This window comes from Faecalibacterium sp. BIOML-A1 (assembly GCF_009679715.1).
Lineage (GTDB): Bacteria > Bacillota > Clostridia > Oscillospirales > Ruminococcaceae > Faecalibacterium > Faecalibacterium taiwanense.
On sequence record NZ_WKZJ01000004.1, the window covers coordinates 210734 to 230452 of the forward strand.

General features: G+C 58.0%; 14 protein-coding genes and 1 tRNA gene. 3 read left to right on the forward strand and 12 right to left on the reverse strand.

Going from position 1 to position 19719, the window contains the following annotated elements; translation table 11 throughout:
* Window positions 1-176: 176 nt before the first annotated feature.
* From nth to GKG36_RS07090, 3 genes are all read left to right on the forward strand, one after another.
* Entirely contained in the window at window positions 177-866 is a 690-nt protein-coding gene (nth, locus tag GKG36_RS07080; protein ID WP_044953658.1) for an endonuclease III, read from the forward strand.
* 20 nt (window positions 867-886) lie between these two features.
* Window positions 887-1126 carry a GlsB/YeaQ/YmgE family stress response membrane protein gene (locus GKG36_RS07085; RefSeq protein WP_005941717.1) on the forward strand — a complete coding sequence of 80 codons (240 nt, stop codon included), beginning with the start codon at window positions 887-889 and terminating at the stop codon, window positions 1124-1126.
* 165 nt (window positions 1127-1291) lie between these two features.
* Window positions 1292-1367 (forward strand) — tRNA-Thr (locus GKG36_RS07090).
* A gap of 299 nt (window positions 1368-1666) precedes the next feature.
* Here the strand turns inward: GKG36_RS07090 and GKG36_RS07095 are convergent.
* From GKG36_RS07095 to GKG36_RS07150, 12 genes are all read right to left on the reverse strand, one after another.
* Window positions 1667-2047 carry a hypothetical protein gene (locus tag GKG36_RS07095; protein ID WP_154259916.1) on the reverse strand — a complete coding sequence of 127 codons (381 nt, stop codon included), beginning with the start codon at window positions 2045-2047 and terminating at the stop codon, window positions 1667-1669.
* 6 nt (window positions 2048-2053) lie between these two features.
* A complete protein-coding gene (locus tag GKG36_RS07100) occupies window positions 2054-2479 on the reverse strand; it encodes a phage holin family protein (protein ID WP_243139011.1) in 426 nt (141 codons plus the stop codon).
* Window positions 2480-2492: 13 nt separating this feature from the next.
* A complete protein-coding gene (locus tag GKG36_RS07105; RefSeq protein WP_154259918.1) occupies window positions 2493-2906 on the reverse strand; it encodes a D-Ala-D-Ala carboxypeptidase family metallohydrolase in 414 nt (137 codons plus the stop codon).
* Window positions 2907-2942: 36 nt separating this feature from the next.
* Window positions 2943-3095, reverse strand: coding sequence for a DUF433 domain-containing protein (locus tag GKG36_RS07110; RefSeq protein ID WP_005937343.1), 153 nt, complete (start codon window positions 3093-3095; stop codon window positions 2943-2945).
* A 5-nt stretch (window positions 3096-3100) separates the two neighbouring features.
* Window positions 3101-3484, reverse strand: a complete 384-nt coding sequence (locus GKG36_RS07115) for a hypothetical protein (RefSeq protein WP_154259920.1) — start codon at window positions 3482-3484, stop codon at window positions 3101-3103.
* Between the two features lie 18 nt (window positions 3485-3502).
* A complete protein-coding gene (locus tag GKG36_RS14570) occupies window positions 3503-3742 on the reverse strand; it encodes a hypothetical protein (protein WP_173012914.1) in 240 nt (79 codons plus the stop codon).
* Between the two features lie 1753 nt (window positions 3743-5495).
* Window positions 5496-15062: a hypothetical protein gene (locus GKG36_RS07125; RefSeq protein ID WP_154259923.1), complete on the reverse strand. Its 9567-nt coding sequence runs from the start codon at window positions 15060-15062 to the stop codon at window positions 5496-5498.
* Window positions 15063-15083: 21 nt separating this feature from the next.
* Window positions 15084-15590, reverse strand: coding sequence for a hypothetical protein (locus GKG36_RS07130; protein ID WP_154259925.1), 507 nt, complete (start codon window positions 15588-15590; stop codon window positions 15084-15086).
* Between the two features lie 15 nt (window positions 15591-15605).
* Window positions 15606-16985, reverse strand: coding sequence for a hypothetical protein (locus GKG36_RS07135; RefSeq protein WP_154259926.1), 1380 nt, complete (start codon window positions 16983-16985; stop codon window positions 15606-15608).
* A 15-nt stretch (window positions 16986-17000) separates the two neighbouring features.
* Window positions 17001-17603, reverse strand: coding sequence for a hypothetical protein (locus GKG36_RS07140; RefSeq protein WP_005941694.1), 603 nt, complete (start codon window positions 17601-17603; stop codon window positions 17001-17003).
* A gap of 3 nt (window positions 17604-17606) precedes the next feature.
* Window positions 17607-17798 (reverse strand): hypothetical protein, encoded by a 192-nt coding sequence (locus GKG36_RS07145; protein ID WP_005941692.1) that lies wholly within the window; start codon window positions 17796-17798, stop codon window positions 17607-17609.
* 16 nt (window positions 17799-17814) lie between these two features.
* Window positions 17815-19716, reverse strand: coding sequence for a hypothetical protein (locus GKG36_RS07150; protein WP_005941690.1), 1902 nt, complete (start codon window positions 19714-19716; stop codon window positions 17815-17817).
* Window positions 19717-19719 lie beyond the last annotated feature (3 nt).

The following is a 19719-nucleotide window of genomic DNA, read 5'->3' on the forward strand; positions in this document are numbered from 1 at the left end:
TCCTCCTCCTGTACCGAGGCGCGATTCCCCCAGCATTTTTCTATAGTATATCGCATTTTGGCAGTAAGAGCAAGGTTTTATCTGAAAATCATTCTCAGATAATTTTTGCCCGCAGTTTACAAAAAACGCAAAACATGGTATTATCGTATCAGCTTTTGTCGATGGGAGTGGATGAAATGCCTGTTCGTAAAAAAGCACCAGAAGACCTTACTGCAAAAAAGGCGCTGGCGCTGGAAGTGATCGACCGGTTAAAAAAAGAATACCCAGATGCCGGCTGTACATTGGATTATGACCATGCCTGGCAGCTTCTGGTCAGCGTGCGTCTGGCAGCCCAGTGCACCGATGCCCGCGTGAACATTGTGGTGGAAGACCTGTTTGCCAAATATCCCAATGTTGCTGCGCTGGCTGCTGCAGAACCCGAAGACATTGAAGCCATCGTCAAGCCCTGCGGGTTGGGACACTCCAAAGCGCGGGATATCTCCGCCTGTATGCGGGTGCTGCGCGATAAATACGGTTGTCAGGTGCCCACCACCTTTGAAGAGCTGCTCGCCCTGCCCGGCGTAGGCCGCAAGAGCGCAAACCTTATCATGGGCGATGTGTTTGGCAAGCCTGCTATCGTAACAGACACCCACTGCATCCGGCTGTGCAACAAGATCGGCCTTGTGGACGGCATCAAGGAACCGCAGAAGGTGGAAATGGCCCTGTGGAAGATCGTTCCTCCGGAAGAAGGCAGCGACCTGTGCCACCGCTTTGTGATGCATGGTCGGGCAGTGTGCAATGCGCGCAAACCAGAATGCGAAAAATGTTGTTTGAAGGATATTTGCCGCTTTGCCCGGGAAACCGCCGGGCAGAGCGCAGAGCTTTAAAACTCAGGAGGTAGAATATTATGTTTGGTTTTATTTTCAGTCTGCTGATCGGCGCTCTGGCTGGTTACATCGCCGGCCGCATTATGGGCAGCGAAACTTCCACCGTGCGCAATATCGTGCTGGGCATTCTGGGCGGTTTTGTAGGCAGCATCGTGTTCGGCCTGATCGGTCTGAGCGCTACCGGCATCGTGGGTGAGATCCTCGTTTCCGTTGTGGGTGCCTGCATCTGCATTTGGATCGGCCGTAAGCTGTTCAACTGATTATTCTTGTGTGCAAAGCTGCTCTTCGAGTTTTTCTCGGAGGGCAGTTATTTTTTTGCGTCACAGACTATTTGCACCTGTTCTGCCGCAAAATCAAATCTTGACAGCGCACAGGAAGTATGATAGAATATTTCTCGTTGCAGAACATGCAAGAAAATTTTATCTGCTACTGTGGCTCAGCTGGTAGAGCAGCTCACTCGTAATGAGCAGGTCGCCTGTTCGAATCAGGTCAGTAGCTCCAAAGAGAAATCCCCAAAAAGTGGCTTTGTGCCTAGCTTTTTGGGGATTTTTCTTTTTATAGCCGTCCTTCGGTTTTTAGAAAAAAACGCCTTAATTACCCTTATTTTACCACAACTTCCCTAAATCAGTGGCGCAAAAAGTGGCGCAGAATGGCACACAGCATCAGATTATTTTCGTGCTCTGTATCGCTGTGTATACTTTCCCTGCGCCTTCAGCTTGTCGTAGGTCTGGCCTGCCTGAAGGGCTGCTGCTATACTATGACTTTGTTGGCGTTAACATTTTCGTGATGCCGCGAAAACATCACATATAGGTTTTCTGGCTGCGCACCTGTGCTTCGATCATCGGCTTCAGGTAGCTGTCGAGGTCGCCAAAGGTCTCCTTGATGAACGTGATGGTCTCCTGCGTCAGGGCTTTCTTCGCTGCAGCCAGTGCGCGGTTGTAGGCAATGCGCTGCGCAGCCTCGTCGAACTTGTCCTGTTCCTTCAGGGCATCAACGTAGGTCTGGTTGACGTACTGGACGGCGTTGAACACCGCGTTGGCGGCATTCTGGAGACAGGTCTGCGCAAACTTGTTGTTGATGTAGCCGTTTGCAATGCTGACACCTTTGTTCAGGCCCCAGCCGAAAATGACGGTCATTGCAGGGATGCAGGCAGTAAGAGCGACTTTCAGGAATTCATTCATAAGAGCTTATCCTTTCTGCTCGGTTTCCGAGCGCTGCTTTAAAATGTCCACGGCCTTGGTGATCGCTGCCGGGATTGGCAGTCCCATCAAGCCCGCGTTTTCGATGATGGAAATGGTCTCGTTGCAGATAAAGCCGATCACAACGGCATCCCGCACAAAGGTGGAACCCATCACGGCATCCAGCCTGCAGGCCACCAGCACGATCAGCAGCGTTTCGCCCTTGCGGCACAGGCCCTTCCAGCCTGCGCGGCTTTCCAGCGTGCCGCTTTTGGTCTTGGGGCTTGCATGGAACACTCCTGCCACGATCAGCCCGGTGATGTAGTCGATGGCCATAAAGATGATGAGCGTCTGCAGCGCTGCGTCCCACCCGCCAAACAGGCTGGAAAACGCAGCGCCCAACGCACCCACCGCCATGCAGAAATAATCTTTCAAAACGTCACCCCCCTCACAGTGTCCACCGGCTCTTGTTCGGGCGGGTGTCTACATGCACCCAGCCCTTTGCCCGGCCTGACTTGACCGGGTAGCGGCCCACGCCGCCCCAGCCGGGCATCAGGCTTTCGGCGTAGGCGGCCACAGCCAGTGGGTCGGTGTCCTGCACCTGAATGTCAGCGGCCCGGCCCAGCAGGTGCTGGCTGGATCTGGAGCCGCCCACCTTGGTGTTGTGGCTGGCGGTGCGGTAGCCGCTGGTGATGGTCACCGGCTTGCCGAAGTGCTCCCGGATGCACTGCAGCAGCACCACAAGACCCTCGTCAATGAGGATGGTGTCGGTGCCGTCGCGGCAGCGGAATTCCCGCACACGGAACGCGGGAGAGAGCTGCTTTGCACCATCATTCTTCAAACTGTACTGCTTGATTGCCATATGTATCACGTCCTTTCATAGGATCAAGCCACGGGCTTATTTTTCCAATTCTGCCTTGATGGCTTCCAGATCGTCCGTGGTCAGGGACGGGTAGTCGGCGGCGATGTCTTCAAAGACTTCACCGGCGGCAATGCGGATTTTGAAAGCGCGGGTCATAATGCGAAGTTTGAGTGCGTTCAGGGTTTTCATAAAAATCAGCCTCCAATCAAATCAGCCATCATCAAAATAATATCGTTGTTTGCGGCTTCCAGCGCGTCCACGCGCTCCGGCAGCTTCTTCCGTGCTTCGGCCTTTTTGCGTGCTTCTTCCTGCGCGGCCAACTCTTCGTCCGTATAACGGATGTATCTCTGCACCGGCACCTGTTCGGTCCATGCGGCCTGCGCAGGCACGCCCGGCACATCCACCACCCGCTGCACGTCCTTGCCGCCGTTGGGGTACTCCGCCACCGTCTCGTAGTGGCTCACTTCCTCCACGCCTTCCACGGCGGGATGCTCCACTGGCTCGGTGTCGTCCACCAGATACCCAAGCGTCAGGTCAGGGTTTTCAATGGCTGCACCGTTCTCGTCAATGATCTTCATGGTTCAAAACCTCCTTTCTCAGGCCACGCGCCGCCAGATGTGCACATAGTAGGCGGCAGGCTGCACGGTGGCGCTGCGGCCGTAGATGGCATTAGACTTGGACGCATCCAGACTGAACTTATATACATCAGAAAAGGAATTGTATTCGCCCGTAGATGCGATCAGATCGCCGGCAGTGAATGCGCCGGATACCTTATGTTCACCCTTTTTTACATCCGCGACAAAAGAGCCTGTGATGTTCGGCAGTCCGGCCTCCACGGTGGTGCCCGCTGCGTGGCCGCTGCCAGCACCCATCAGTACCCGGTTCTGCGCAATCTCCTGCCATGTACCGCCGAACAGTGCGGCAGGGCTTGTACGTGCGGTGCTCTGGTAGATGCTGCCCACGGGAAAAGGATCCACGCTTTTCAAGCTTTTCAACAGCGCATCCACCTCGGCACGGGTATAAAAGCTGCCACCCCTCATGGATTCGATCACGGCCTTCCACTGCTGCACCAGCGTGCCGGTGGGGATGCNGACTGAACTTATATACATCAGAAAAGGAATTGTATTCGCCCGTAGATGCGATCAGATCGCCGGCAGTGAATGCGCCGGATACCTTATGTTCACCCTTTTTTACATCCGCGACAAAAGAGCCTGTGATGTTCGGCAGTCCGGCCTCCACGGTGGTGCCCGCTGCGTGGCCGCTGCCAGCACCCATCAGTACCCGGTTCTGCGCAATCTCCTGCCATGTACCGCCGAACAGTGCGGCAGGGCTTGTACGTGCGGTGCTCTGGTAGATGCTGCCCACGGGGTAAGGGTCCGGGGCAGTACCGCCCGCCAGATGCAGCGTGCCGTCTGCATCTGCCGTGAAGTCGTCACTCAGCTTGACACCGCCCAGCGTGGTGGTGGTGGCGGCGGGGAGGGTGTAGTGCACGGTGTCGCCGCTGCCAAAGGTCAGCACCAGTTCTCCGTTTTGCAGCTCTGCACTCTTCAGGTAGTCACCGCTTCCCTTTTCCACCGCACCCACGTCGTCCGCAGTCAACGGGGTATTCTTTCCGGTGCCGCCATGTGCTGCGGGCAGGATGCCGGTCATGTTTTCCAGTGCCGTGGTGTCCTTGGTCTGCATGGTCTTCGTGCTTCCGTCGCCGAAGGTCAGTGTCAGGGTGCGGTCTGTCAGCGAAATGCTCTTCACGTAGCCCGCGCTGTTCGCTCCCACCGCACCAAGATCCTCCGCCGTCAGAGTCACAACGCCGCCCCTGCCGTTCACGCTTACCACCGCGCCATCTTCGGGCGGCGCAAAATTCTCGGCACGATCTGCAGCCCGCTGCGCCCGCTCCGCATCGCCTTGGGCGCTGCCTGCCGCTTCCTGTGCCATTTTTGCCGCCCTTGCCGCGTTCGCTCCGGCTGTCGCTGCAGTGTCTGCGTCCTGCTTTGCTGCTGCGGCCGCGTTCCGCGCTTCCTTTGCGCTTTCCTGTGCCCCGGTCGCATATCCCAGCACCCGCGCCACAAAAAGCTCGTACTGCGTCGGGCTGATCTCTGCATCGCCGTCTGTGTTCAGTGTTTCATAGCAGTCATACCGGGCCGGTCGGGTCAACGCCCGGTATCCGTCCTCACCCAGAGCCAGCAGCATCCAGCTGCCGCAGGGGCTGGCGGTAAATTCCTTGCCCACTGCTGCGCTGTGCTCCTCGTCCAGCAGGATCGGTGTCGGCAGTGTGCCGTCCTGCCGCTGGATGTGCAGCGTCACGGCACATCCGGCCCACTCCTGCGGCAGCTCAAACTTCAGCCTTTCCACATTGGCGCTGCTCTGCCCGCCCAGATGCAGCACCCGCATCTCCGGGCCAAACTCCACACCGCCAAAGTTTTTCCGAATAATTTTCACCCGCATCCCGCTGCCTCCTTCCGTCCTTCTCAGCCTATCACACAAACGTCCGTAATAACACTGCGGACTTTTTTCAAACTTTTCCATTTCAAAAGAACCACATATACAAATCCCACGGCGTGAAATTCATCGCGCCGGGGGATTTTTCTTTTCTTACCTCACTGCCGCATACGGGTCCGGTTCCGGTCCTTCCTCTGCTTTCTTTTCTGCCTCCTTCACCCACTGGGCAAAGTTTTTCTCCGTGTACAGCTCTTTGCCGTCCGCGTCCTTGAGCGCCAACAGCATTTCTTCCATCTGCTGCCGGTCTGCATCACTGCCCGCAAGGTATTCCGGCTTTGCCGTCTCGGTGATCTTGCTTTTAAGTGTCGTCGCGCTCTTGCCCGCCTTCGCCAGCCTGTCATATTCTTCCTGCACAGCACCTGCGTCCCAACTGTCCACAGCTTCCACAAGGTCATCTGTCGCGCTGGCGTTGTCGCCCTTCAGCTGCGTTTCGGCCAGCTGGTTCACCGCGCCGGTCACGCAGTCCACCACATCCCCGCGCTTTCCCTTCGGCAGGCCCAGCACTTCGCTCAGCTGTTCGATCATCTCGTTTTCCAGCTCGTACCGCTTCTGGTCGTTTCCTGCATTCTGCTCTTCAGCAGCCTGCCGCACCCGCACGTCGTACTTTACAAGGCGGCTCTTCAGCTGGCTGTACATTTTGTTTTCCGCAATGGTTCCCGCTTCCACCATAGCGTTCAGCTTCTCCACTGCGGCCTTTGCTTCGTCGCTGTCGCCGCCGGCATAGGCGTTGTACAGCCGGTCATACTGGCCGGTGGCGCTTTGCGGCACAGAATTAAAGCTGAACTGTCCTCCGTGCGCAAGATTTTCAAGGTCACCATAGTAGCCCTTTACCGCTTCTACAATCTTCCGTCCATTGCCGTAGGGTACACCCGCCACTTCAAAGCTGTCCTCCAGCAGCGTCATGCTGCGCTGCATCAGCTTATTGTGGTGCTTTTGCAGCTGTTCTTCGTCCATTTCACTGGTGTCTTTCCGGAACTCCGCAAAAAACTTCTGCACATCTCCGGCCAGATCATTCACCACGCTGATGCTTGCTGCACTCAGCACGTCGTAATCCTTACCGTTCACAGCATTGTCGATCAGACTGTATAACTCACTTCCGTACAAAAAGTTTCCCGCAAAACTTTCTGTGTACAGGCTTGCAAACCGTTTCCACATGCTCTTCACGGTCACATCGCCGTTTTCGTCCTGCTCCCGGTCCCACCGGTGCAAAAGGAAATCTGCGCCAATCTTCATGATCGCAAACACCGCCGTCTGTGCCGCCTGGCTCACAACAGCCCGGTTTCGCTGTGTTTTTGCCCGCTGCAATTCCGCTTTGTTTTCATCGCTCTGGTTCTGCCGGTAGCGTTCCGCCTGTGCCCTGTAATCGCCAATGGCATCCGCCAGAATGCCGTAGTTCTGGAAACGTTGGGTGGTGAACATGGTCAGCTGCTTCAGCAGTTCGTTAGGGTTGCGCTGAATGCCCGCCCGCTGCATCACGGTGTAGTTGGGCTGTGTCTGCTCGATCACCTTCTGATAGGTGCGGTTCACCGCTTCCCAATAGGCCGGGCTGCCTGTCACCTCCGCGCCTTCAAACTCGGCCGTGTGGTTCTGCACGTATCGCTTGCTGCCTTCCCACAGGGCTGCTACCGTCACTTCGTCCATCCCGTTGATCCAGCCGGTCAGCCAGTTCGGCAGCTTGTCCATGCCCTTTTCCGCCAATGTTTCCTGCTTGCCAATGCTGGCAAGCTCGCCGTTCTGGCTGCCGCGCTTGCGCCAGTCCAGCAGCACGTCTCCGTGCTCTTTGATCTCCGTTTCCAGCGCTGTCCGCGCCTTGGGCGAAAGGTTCTTCACAAAGGGTACCACTGCCGCCATGGTGTCGCCGCCCAGTACGGCCGCTGCTGTGGGCAGGCTTGCCGCCTGCGCAATGGCAACGCCCGGGTTCAGCGTCAGCACTGCGCCTGCATAGTTTCCGCGCAGGTTTCCCAGTACTTTGTTAAAGGTGCTGGGCCGCTTGCGCTGGGTAGTCTGCAGGTCGGTCAGCAGGTCATCGATGTAGCTCACCGCATCCTTGCCCCACTGTTCCTTGATGATGCCGTTCTTCAGGTTTGCAAGCCTTTCCCGCGTCTCCACGCCGCTGTTCAGGATCTTCTGCACGTCCCGGATGGGCGCGGCCAGGCCCGCATACGCCGCCGTGTCCCGCAGGCTGCGCTGCACCACATTTGCGCATTCTTCCAGCAAAACGGGCTGTCCGCTCTTCACGCGGTTCTTCAGGAAACCGCGTCCCTCAATGGTCGCGTCCAGATTCAGGCCGTCGATCTGGGTCGCCAGCACCGATTTATCCACCGCAATGGGATAGTAGTTTTTCACGGTTGCCCGCTGGTAGCCCACCAGCTGCAGGCTCGTCTCGTTGATGAGCTTCGTGGTGTAGTTGTCGAAGAACTCTTTCATGTCCGCGCACCATGCCCGGTCATAGTCAGTCATGGCCGCTTCCACCGTCTGCAGGATGCTATCCGCTGTCGGGGTCCCGTCCGCATCCGTCAGCATTCCCAGATGTACGGTCTGTCCCTTCTGGTAAGCCTGCTCAATGTCACCTTTGTTGTACAGCTTTGCATCCGGAATCACAAGTCCGCCGTTCATCAGGTGGTTCAGGCTGTCGGTGTTGTGCAGGTGCATGTACAAACTGCACAGCTGTGCATGGGTCAGTTCGGCTTTCTTTCCCTTCACATCGGTCAGGCCCACGTCCACAAGGTCTGCGCCCGGGCCTGCAAAGTTCTGCATTTCCTTCACGTGTTCTTTTCCGGTCACGTTGGCAAACAGCTTTTCGCCTTCCACGGTGATCTTCGTCTGCCGGTACTGGCCGTCGTTCAGCATTTGGGCCATCTTTTCCATCTGGCCGTTCTTCGCGTAGCCGCCCAGCATACGGAACACCCGCTCCGCGCCCAGCATATCCAACTGATACTTTGTCAGCAGATTGTGCACGCCGTCCAGCTTTCCGCCGGGGTGGTTGCCCTTGCTGGCATTCACCTCGCTGGCTGCGCCTTCTGCGATTGCGCTCACTTCTTCAGCCTTTGCAAGACTCACCGTCTTGTTTGCATTGCGGATCACATGCAGCGTCGAGCTGGTAATAGCCTTCAGCATCCGCATCTGATCCACCGTCATGGGCAGATAGGTGCGGTTCTCCGTCTCCTTGATGCGTTTGCGCAGCCGTTCCTGCAGTGCCCATGCTTTCTCGCTGTCCGGTAAAACTTCTGCCTCGGCCAGCTGCTCGTGCAGTTTGGTCAGCTTTGTGTCCTTTGTCGTCTGCAGGTCGTCCCGCAGCGTCTGGATCAGGGTATCCACGCCGGTCTGCTTCCATTCTTCGGTCATGGCGTTGGGGCTGTTCTCGCTGCCCGCACTCTGCCGGATCCGGTCCTGCAGCCTCGTCAGCTGGTTCACGGCCCGTTCGTTCAGAATGGTCATGTCCGCCAGCTTTGCCACCTGTGCTGCCGCATCGATCAGCCCCGGCTGTACATACTTGTCCTTGCTGGGCCGCAGCAGCATCTGGTTCAGCTGTGCCGCGTTCTGACGGATGCTGCGTTTCAGTTCATCCATCTTCCGTGCATCCCGCGCCCGCTGCACTCGCTTTTCCGCTACTGCCTTCGCAACGGCAATATCTTCGTCCCGCTGCTGTCGGGCTGTTTCAATGGCAAGGGCATTCCGCTGCGCCTGTTTCTGCTCCCATGCGGCCCGCTTACGTTCGTTATCCGCCTCCCATTCCATGATCTCATTTTCCTGCACGATCAGGCTGTATTCTGCCTTGTCCGCGCGCCGCTGCTCTTCCCGTAGCCGCATACTCAGATCTGCATTTTCCTCCCGCAGTTCTCCCATGCGTTCCCGATACCACAGTTTTGCTTCATCCAGCATTTCCTGCCGCTCGGCCTTCAGGCGTTTCACTTCCTGCTTCATTTCCCGCTCATAGCTTTCCCGCAGCACTGTCAGCTTTTCGTTCAGGTTGCCCACATTGGAAACATCCACACCAAAGGTTTCAAGGTTCTGGTCCAGCAGCTTTTCCGCTCTTGCGTTCTGCCGTTGCAGTTCGGTCATCTGCTGTACTTCGGCGTTCTGGTTTGCAGTGCGCCGGTTTTCCTGCATTCTGCGGCCAAACTCCCGCTGCTGTGCTTTCTGTACGCCGCGCAGTTCCTTTGCCACCTCTGCAGCACGTTCTTTGCTGCCTGCTGCGGCTCTTGCCACATCCATATTGTGTCGCTGGATGCCCTCAAAGATAGCCTGCGCGTCAGTCATCTCCGGTGTCGCCATAATGTCACCGATGATCCTGCCCGCCAGTTCGATCTTTGCATCCTCATACTCTGCATCGTCTGCAAACCGGCTCATAGTCGCAGGCTTGATGGCATCGTGCAGGTTCATCAGCACATTCAGCCACTCGGTGCTTTCCATGCTCATTGCACCATCCACACCCGCCTGCTGCGCTGCAGCTTTCCACAATGCCTTTGCACCGTCGCTGGTGCCGTCCACAGCGCGGTTGTCGTTGATCACGCTTTCGTACTGCTGTGCCGGGTTGCCGTCCCGCACGCTTTCGGCCTGCCGCAAGGTCACGCCGTGCCTGCGCGCTTCGGCCACTGCTTCGCTCCAGCTGCCGTATGCTTTCACCAGTTCTGCCTTTGCCTGTCCGCTTCTGTTCACGGTATATTCCAGCTTGTGCAGTTCCGGGTATTCGTCCCACAGCTCACTGTTGCGGTAAACTGCCCCGTCCAGAATTTCTCCCGCCAGCGTTTCGGCCAGCGCATTGGCTTTTTCCATGTCCGCACCGTCGGCTTTCAGGTAGTCCACCAGTACCTCGGTCTCCCTCGCAAGCTTGGCCCGGTCCGCCTTACTGCCGTTCGCCTTTGCCCAGCGGCTGGCCAGTCCTTCAATGGCCGTCCGGCTCACCTTCACACCCCGTGTCAGCCCAAAGAACTGGCTCAAGGTGTCCAGTGCTGCAGCCTTGTCCGCAATGGTGCGGCTTGCCATCTGCTGGTCGTTCCGTTTTGCATCCCGGTCGGCCTGCTCTGCCAGCTGATAGCGGAACTTTGCAAGGTCGCTTTCTTGTGCCAGTTCACCGGTCTGGTAATATTCCCGGATCTCCCGCACTATGCGGTCAGCATCCACACGTCCGCTGTATTCCTTGCCGGCTGCCACCCGACCATCTGCTGTGGAGATGTCCAGTGTGAACTGCCGTTTCTCGCCGCCCAGCTCCTGCACCATTCGCCAGATCTGTTCCAGCTGCTGCGTGGTGGGTGCTGTGTCTGCCGAGAGATCCACTCCCGGTGCTTCAGCCATCACGCGCACATTGCCGTCCAGCAGAAATTCGTTCAGCGCTTCCGTTCCATTTTTCACCTCTGCCGAACCGAACACGCTCATGATCTCCCGGTGATCGGTATCTCGGGTTCGGTCATTCTGGGCAAAGTCCAGCATCTGGCCGTCCGGCAGAATGTACCCGGCTCGTCTGAAGTCCTCTGTCGTGCCAAACCGTTCTTTTGCCAGTACGCGGCGGTATTCTGCCTTTCCGCCGTGGGCTTCGGCCTTGGCATCATATACCGCCTGTTCTGCTTTGCCTTTTTTTGCGTTCTGCTGCTGCATCCGGGCACCGGCCTCTTTGATCCGGCCGTTCAGCACAGCGCTCTGGTCTTCCAGCTGCGCCATACGGGCATTGTAGTCTTTGCGCTTTGCAAGATAATTCTGGTATTCTTCGCTGTCCCGGTAGGCTTTTGCTTCTGCAGAAAAAATCCCCAGTGCCTTCTTCTTCGCCTCGATCTCTTTCACGGCGTCGCTTCCCAGCCAGGCACTGCGTTCTTCCTTCAGCTCCCGCCGCTGCTCGTCCAGCCGCTGCTGTTCGTCGCGCAGCTTCGTCAGCTCGTCTGCCTCGCTCAACTGATATCGTACATTTTTCTTCAGCGTCCCGTCATTTCCCTTGTTTTCAGCGGCTTCCTGTGCTATACTCTGGTTAGAGATCTTCGACCCGCTGCTCCCCGAATCTTCGGATTCCATGTGGGCTTTGCCGAAGGTCTCCGTAAAGCTCTCCGGCAATCTACTCCTTGAATCTTCGGATTCTACGTGGGTACCACCGGAGGGCTTTATTTTTGTTTCTTTGATGTTAACAATATCATAAAAAATCTCCCGTGTATCCGGTTTGATGGCTGTCAGCACATCTGCCTCATACGCGTTTTCGCCCACGCGGATTTTAATTCTTCCGCGGTTGAAGGCTTCCGCATTTTTGTGATTTGCGGGCTCGCGGTACACCTCATCCGCAGTTGCAATGATTTCATCAAGATTGGCAGCCATGCGCATCTTGTCCGCATACGCTGTGGCATTTTCCCACTGTAATGCCTTTGAATACTTCGACCAGACAAACTCATTGCGTCCATCTTTGCTGTTCAGAATTGTCCAGCCGTTTCTTACAAAGCCATCCGGGAAACGTTCTCTGATTGCCTGCTTGACTACCGATTTCCAGTTTTCCTGCGGGATTCCTTTCAGAATATCCTCGTCGATCTGAATGTAAGTTTCTCCCTCGGCATCTTTCTTGATTTCAAACCTTGTCCCTTCCGCCGCGCCCTTGTTCTCAAGGGCTGCGGCGTTTTCTTTTGCGGCGCGCAGGCTGTCCATAGCCCTCTCCGCATGGGCAAAGTATTCGTCCTGCAGCACCCGCTTTTCTGCCACCGCAAGGCGCTGTGCTTTCAGAGCGGCCTTGTTCTCCGGGTCTCTTGCCAGCACTTCCTTTGCGCGGCTCACGATGTCGCTCAAAAGCTCCTTCACCTTGGTCATCACCTTGTGGATGCTGCCTGCCTTGCCTGCGTTCTTTTCAGCCTGCCCGCGCTGGAACTCCACCCAGCGCTTAAAGCTCGCTTCATCGCTGAAGATGCCGCGCCATGCGTCCGCCACAAGTTCTTCTGCGGCTTCCTCGTAGCTCAGCCCCTGCTGTGCATAGTCGGAAAGCTTCCCCCGGATCATCTCGTCAATGCCTTCAAAGCCCTCGCTCTTTGCCAGAAATTCCAGTGCATGCTGCTGCAGTGCCTGCGCACCCTCTGCATCAAGTGAGTTGTACCAGTGGTAGTCCTCGTGCAAGATTGTGCCAAACACATCCTCTGCCCGGTCGCTGAAGAAAATGCGCGCCGTCTCGGTGTCCACATAAGCCCTCACCCGGTCGCTGCCCTGCAGTACCGTTTTCAGCACCGCATCGGTGTTCGTGGCCTTCGTATTCAGTTCGATCAGCTGCGTGCCCACCTCGTTTGCCGTGCGCATCGTTCCCTTATACAGCACCCGGCCGCTGCCGCTGGTGCTTTCCGCCGTCAGCCTTCCGCCAAGGCTTGCGCGCTGCATCTTTCCGGCTTCCAGTTCTCCGTGTCCCTGCAGCCATGCCAGCTGCAGCGCTTCCCGTCCACCGTCCTGTGCCAGCACGTAATCGGTGTTCACAGCAAGGCCGCTCATGCCTTGCGCCAGCTCCATAGCCTTGTCAAAGGTGTGCACATCTTCCATCTGTCCCAGCCGGTACAGGCTACTGGCTGCAGCTGCATACCGCCCGGCATCTCCAATTTCTGTCGGCATGTTCCTGCTGATGGTCGCACTTGCCCCATCCGATACCTGCCATCGGGTCAGCTCATGCTGCACCTCCCGCTGCTTTGTGGTCAGGCTCTGCTGTTCAAGGCCGTAAGTTTCCCGCATCCCGCCAGACTGTTCCGCCGGGCTGCTTTCCACCCTTTCCCCGGTGTTCTCCACGGCAGCTCCGCTCCGGCCCAGCTCACTTTCCGTCTGTGCCTGCCGCGCAGATCTGTCAGCTTCCATTTTTTCTACAATTGCGGCCGTATTTTGTGCTTCAACTGTCGCATTTTCGGTAGCTGTGGCCGGAGCCTGTGCTGCCCGCTGCTGTGTTGTCATTTCCCGCAATACCTGCCGGGTCTTTGCTTCCGTTTCCGGCAGCTCAACACCGTATTCTTCCGCAAAGGCAGCGCGGTTCGCTTCATTGGCCGCATTCGGTGTAAATAGGTTGATGGTCTTGCTCGTAAGCTGCCCATCCTGCACAGCTGCGGCAAGCTGCTGCACAGCCGGGTTTTCGCTCTGTACCATCGGCGCAGTATCCTGCATGGTCGCAAATCCGCTTGTCGTCCCCGTCACTTCCGGCTGCACCGTTTCCTGTGTAGCAGCCGCAGGTTGTCGGGTGCCTGCCGCAGCTTCTTCCGGTGTCTGCTGCATCGCCGTTCCCGGCTCCTGTGCCCGCACTTCGTCCTGCAATGCCTGCCGTGCCCGTTCCATCTGTCCTTCGTAGTATGCCCGCTTCACATTACCCACAATGCTGGCATCGCCGCCGTTCGCCTTTGCAAGCCCTGTGCCCACAGCACCGCCCAAGGCACCGGATGCGCCGCCCGTCAGGCCGCTTTCCAGCGCCGTTAAAAAGGTGTCGCTTTTAAACAGGTCTGCCGCCGCTTCGCTGTCGCCCAGCGTCGCATCAATAGCCTTGTCTGCATAGGTCTCCACAAAGGCCTGCATGGCATTGTCCACGCCGCCGGAGATGGCATTTGCCACCGCCGGGTACCGCTGTGCCAGCGTGCCGTCCGCCGCCACGCTGCGCACCATGTCAGCCAGTTTGCCCGCCAGCGTATTCTTTGCGTAGTCACTGCCCATGGTCTTTGCAAGGTCTGCTGCGCCCACACTGTTAATGGCCCAACCCGCGCCAAATTTTGCAAGGCCCCCGGCCAGCGTCTTGCCTGCACTTTCGCCCTTTTCAACGCTCTGGCCCATAGCTTCCGCACCGCCCTGCGCACTCAGCACCGGCAGCACCCATGCCGGGTCAATAGCCGCCACCGCAAGGTTCTCGCCAGCACTGCTCACGATGCCCAGCGCCTGCTTTGCAATGGGGCTAAGGCCCGCCTGTGCAGCTGCGGTCAGATCCTGTCCTCGCTTGTACAGCTGGTAACCAAAGCTCTTCTCCGGGTCTACGCTGTCATGCACTTCCGTTCCGGCAATGCGCGCCCGCATGTTGTCGATCTCCTGCTGCGTGTAACCTTTCTCGATCAGCTCTGCATCCGTGTAGGCATCGCTCTGCGTTGTTTGTGCCGCCGGGGCACTGGCCATTGCACCGCTGCTCTGTGCCAGCTGCAGCGTGTTGTCCCGTGCTGCATACCGTGTCTTTCCGCCGGTCATCAGGCGCAGCAGCTCCTGCTGCCGGTCGTCGCTCTGTACATCCTGCTGCAGCTGCTTCCAGTTGCTGCTGGTCGCTGCTGCATTCTTTGCGCTCTGTACGCCGGTCTCACCCGCCAGAAAAACCGAGGATGCCACCGTGTCTCCAATACCGCCAATGGTATTGGCCGCGCGCCGCGCTGCACGCTGTCCTGCAGGCAGCGCATCAAAGTCGGCAATGTACTGCCGCGCTTCGCTGATCTCCTTGCGGCTGTATCCCTTTGCCAGCAGTTCCGCATCGGTGTAGTCCCGTCTGCCCGCACTCTTTTCCGGCACTGCTGCGCTGGCTGCAGCACCGCTCACGCTCTGGGGCTGCATGGCGTTGTTTTTCTCGGCATAGCTCTGTCCGCCGGTGCCAATGCGCATCAGCGTCACAAGTTCCCGGTGCTTCGGGTCAGCGTCCATCCACTGGTTCAGCCGGTCAAAATCGCTGAAGTCGTCTGTCGCTTTCAGATCTTCCGTGTACTGCTTCACCTTCTGCGCAGTCTGTGCATATCAGCCTTCATCTCCGCTGGCAATGCCTGCAATGCGCTGGCGCTCAGTGGGCTGCACCGTTCCCGTCACCTTTGCCGCCGGAGCTGCAGTGCTCTTCGCGTTCAGCCATTCCGGCTGCGCAGTGCTGCTGCGTGTACCTGTACCGCTGTCGGTCACAATGCCGCTTTTGCCCGGATATGCCTGTGTTCTGCCTGTTTCCTGCGGCACTGCCAGCTGCAGCTTGTGGCCGCTGTCCGCGCCCGTCATCTGCGCCAGCACCCGTGCACCAAGGCCCGTGCCGGTGTTCTGCCTTGCAGCCGCAGCCGGGCTGGCAGCATTCTGTCCGCTGCTTTTCGCTTCCCAGCTTTCCCGCGCTTTTGCAATGCGTTCCGGTGTCCACTTGTCCGTAGTGTTTGCTGTTCCCGCAGCTGTACCGGTGCTTGCCGTCCGGTTTGTGGTGCGGCTGTTGTTTTTCGCTTCCCAACTTTCTCTGTCTTTTTTCAGTCTTTCCGGTGTCCATTTGCTCATAACTGCCGGTCTCCTTTATCGTTCCGCTTCCAGAATTTTCATAATGGACGACAGCGTGTTGTCCGTAATGCCGTCTGCAGAAAGTCTGCCCGCAATATCGTCCAGACTGTAACCCCTCGCCTGCATGCCGCGCGCCGTTGCAAGTCCGCTGCGCAGCGGACTGCTGCGGGTGTTTGCCTGCCCACTGGTGCCGTTGCTTCCCGCCGTGCTGTTTTTCAGCCACCCCGCGTCCGTCAGGGTCTGCTGGTAGAAGTCATACAGTGGGTCTGTCTTCTTCATCCCGGAGAATTTTGTTGCCATCGTCTGCAGCTGGCTGTTGGTAAAGCCGGTCGTTCCCGTCTTGCCGCTGCCAGAGCTTGTGTTTCCGCTCTTCGTTCTGCTCGTTCTGCTGCTCCCGCTGCCGGTCGTCCTATAACGGTTATTCAGTGCCAGCTGGTTTGCTGTGTAATTCAGCTGCCGCTGGTTCAGTGTGGGCGAATAGTCAATGCTGCCGGTATCTACGCCCGCCATCTGCAGGTAGTTTTTGGCTGCAGTGTCATTGCCACTTCCTGCCAGACTTGCACCCTGCAGCAGTGCCGCCATCTGATCCTGCTGTACACTGCTCATGCCCTGCCATGTATCCAGCATCGTCTCGTCCAAACCATATTTCGTCAGCACTGCTTTCGCTGCATCATCAAAGCCTGCCTGTTTGTATGCGGTGGCCTGCTGCAGCGCCGCCACCTGATCGCTCAGCTGAGTGCGTGCCAGACTGTCATTGTACTGTTTTTCCTTGAACTCGTTTTCCCACTTCTGCTGGCTGTACCCCTTGTACGCATCGTATCCTTCCATCACCGTGCTGCCAATGCCCTTCACGGCGTTCCACACATTGTTCCAGAAGTCGCTGTTCTCCTGCCGTGCCTGCTGGGTGCGGTCATAAAGGTAATTGCGCCAGTTTGCTGCATTGCTCACGCTGCTGTCATACTCGCCGCGTTCCAGTGCGCGCTGTCCCAGCAGGGTGTCCAGCTGGTCGCCCGCACCGGCAAGCTCCTGCTGCCACTGGGCCAGTGCGTCCGCCCGTGCTGCAGCAAGGGTGCTGCCGGTGTTTGCCGTCTGCGCCGCTGCTGCCTGATCTGCCGCGCTTTTTGCATAGTCCGCGCCATACCCGCCGGAAAGCGCATCTGCGGTCGCTGCTGCCGCATCTGCACCGGCATTCGCATTGCCCACCATCCGTGTCAGTGCGTCCTTGTAGCCGCTGTCTGCCGTGGTAAAGTCAAATCCCGCGCCGCTGGCCGTGCCCATCTTGTCCAGCGTGTCGGCAATGCCCTGCGCATACTGGTCATCGTAGGCCCCCGGCATGGCGTTTTCCGCGTCCTGCAGGCGCTGCTGCGCGTCGTTCAATCTCTTGATGGTTCCCATTCTTTTCTCCTTTCCTTAAATAAAGAACAGCGGCAGGATCTTCGCTGCAATGCCTGCCACCTGCAGCGCCCCGTTCATAAAATTCTGCCACCCGTTCTGCTTTGCGCTGTAAGCGTTGTCGTACTCGTTCTTTTTGTACTGTAGGCCTTCGGTCCAGTTGGCAAGGTCGTTCTGGTACTGGCTGTAGTCCTGCTTTTCCGCGCTCTGCAGCCCGCTCAGCTGCTGCTGCAGGCCGCTCTTCTCCGTGTTGTACTGGGCCTTGCTCTGGCTGTATAGGCTGTCCAGCACATTGTCCAAGCTGTTCATCGTGCTGGCATAGGCGTTCTGTCCCGCCTGCGTACCGTAGCTGGAGCCGTAGCCGCCGGTCATGGCGGCGGCATTCGCCTGCGCATTCTGGTTTGCCAGCTTTGCCTGCCGGGTGTACTGGTTCTTGTACTGCTGGTAGGCTGCATCTGCATCCGGGTCGTAATCAAAATCGCCCATGTTTTCCAGCTTGTCCATCACATCCTTGATCTGGCCCTGATACTTGCTCTGGTAGTCTGCAGGCTTCGTTTTCTCATACTGTTCCAGGTTGTACCGTGCCGTGTTCAGGCGGTCATTGTTTCCAAACAGTCCCATTTTTTATGCTCCTTCCCCGTTCATCCGTTCTAAAAATTCTTCCGAGCAGTTCTCCCGGTCAATGTTCGTCAGCACATAGTTCAGCTGTTCCGTCAGCTGGTACAGGTAATTCCGCAGCGCACGGGCATCTTCTGCCGGCATCTCACTGCTGAAGGAAGGCAGCGCAATGCCTTCCAGTCCCGCCAAACTTGCCATTTCTACGCTCCTTCTCTCATTTCCTCGGCTGTGCCGCGCTCACGCGCCCACCGGTCGCCGCCGCCAGCGTAAAGGCCACACTGCGCAGCACCATCTGCCCGGTGCCATAGATCTTCAGCTGCAGCGTATCTGCCCGCCGGGGCACAAAGGGCAGGTTGATGCGCTGGTGGTCCTTCCCTGCTGCGCAGGTGCCCAAAGTTTCAAAGGCTCCGCCGTCATAGCTTGCAGCCACCGTTACCACCGTGTGGGCCAGCGCATCCAGCCGCACCGTCACCCGGCTGATGTACTTGTCGTCCGGTACGCTCAGGCCAATGTCTCCGCTCACCGCTTCAAACTGCAGCGCCGTTTCCTGCCCTGCTTCCTCCGTGCCGCTTTCCCGGTCAGGATCTGCGGCCCACAGTACGCTGCCGTCCCACAGGTACAGCTGCTGCCCGGTGGATACCATCTCGGTGCCTGCAGCGCTTTCCTCGTGCCACAGGCCTTTTTCCGTGTCGTATACCAAAAGCCGTCCGGCCTGCGGGCCGCCTGCTTTCTGGTGCAGGTACAGGTAATACCGCATGTCCATGCTTCCCGCCATGGCCCAGTCCACCGCAGTCAGCCCGCTGGTGTCCAGCGCAGCGGATACCTTTGTCGGCAGGCTTCCGTCCCATGCCATCACCCCGTCCGGCGAAAGATAATACAGCGTCTCTGCGATCACGCACAGGCTGTTCGCTGCGTTTGCCGCCACGCCCCGGCAGCGCACGCTGCTCATCTGGTAATCGCTGGGCTTTGTGCCGTACAGTTTGTGGATGCAGTTTTCCTTGAAGAATAGCAGGTATCCCAGACAGCTTGCAGCGCCGGTAAATGCGCCGTCACTGCCTACGCTCACGGCATAGCTGTCCGCTGCAATGCCCTGATAGCTGTACCAGTTGGTCGGGTCGCCCAGAGCACAGGCGTAAATGGTGTTTTCCTTCCGGCTGCATCCCCACACCCGGTTTCCCTGTTCCGTCACAAAGTCCAGTTCCGGCACCCGCCGCTCCACCTTCACCGGTGCGGCCGCTGCGTCGTTCTCGGTCACGGTGCCGTCAGCGCTCTTCCATGTCACACTGGTCTCCGTCATAGTCCAGCTTCCGTAATACCGGTTGCTGTCCTCGGCCCGTGTCAGCACTGCCACCATCTCGTCGCCGTCCATGGTCTGGATCATCACCTCACCGTTCAGTCCTTTTGCCACTGCATTGCACACTGTGTCCGGCATCCCGCTTATGGTCACAGTGTCCCCCTCCCGGATCACTCCGCCGATCCCCGGACACCGGATCTTCACCGCGCTCAGCAGCACTTCCACCCACTTTTTGTTTTTTGCACTGTAGCGTAGCAGCACCGCATTGCTGTCATAGGCTTCGTTGCTGTCACTTTTCAAAAACAGCTGTCCGTCCTCCGGCTCTTTCGGTTCGGTCTTGCCTGCGCCCGCCGGGGTGTATGTCCGGCCTTCGGCATCGCAGGGGGTCACGGTCACGCTTTTCCCGCCCATCTCCCACTGTGCGCCAAGGCGCGTCAGTTCGCCGGTGCCCGTGTCAAAAGCCACCTTGTCAGGCCAGATCAGCACTTTCGTGCCCATGCCCGCCATGGCCTTGCGGTCATCGGTCAGCACGTTCTCCAGCACCACCGCACCGGTACGTACTTCTTCGTCCGGGGTGTATTCCAGCGTCTTTCCGCGGCAGATCAGCAGCCCATTCAGGTGGTACATTCCGTTCACACCCTGTACCGTCCGCACATTCCTGCGCATTTTCCGCGTCTGCAGCGCCGGGTATCCCCGGCTGGAAAAATTCATTTCCCCGCTGAACTCTGCCTCGCTGCAGCCGTATCCTTCGTTCAGCCCGCCAAAGGCCCGCAGCATCTGGCGGCTCGTCTGCAGCACGTTCAGGTTCGTTCCATCCATCATCCC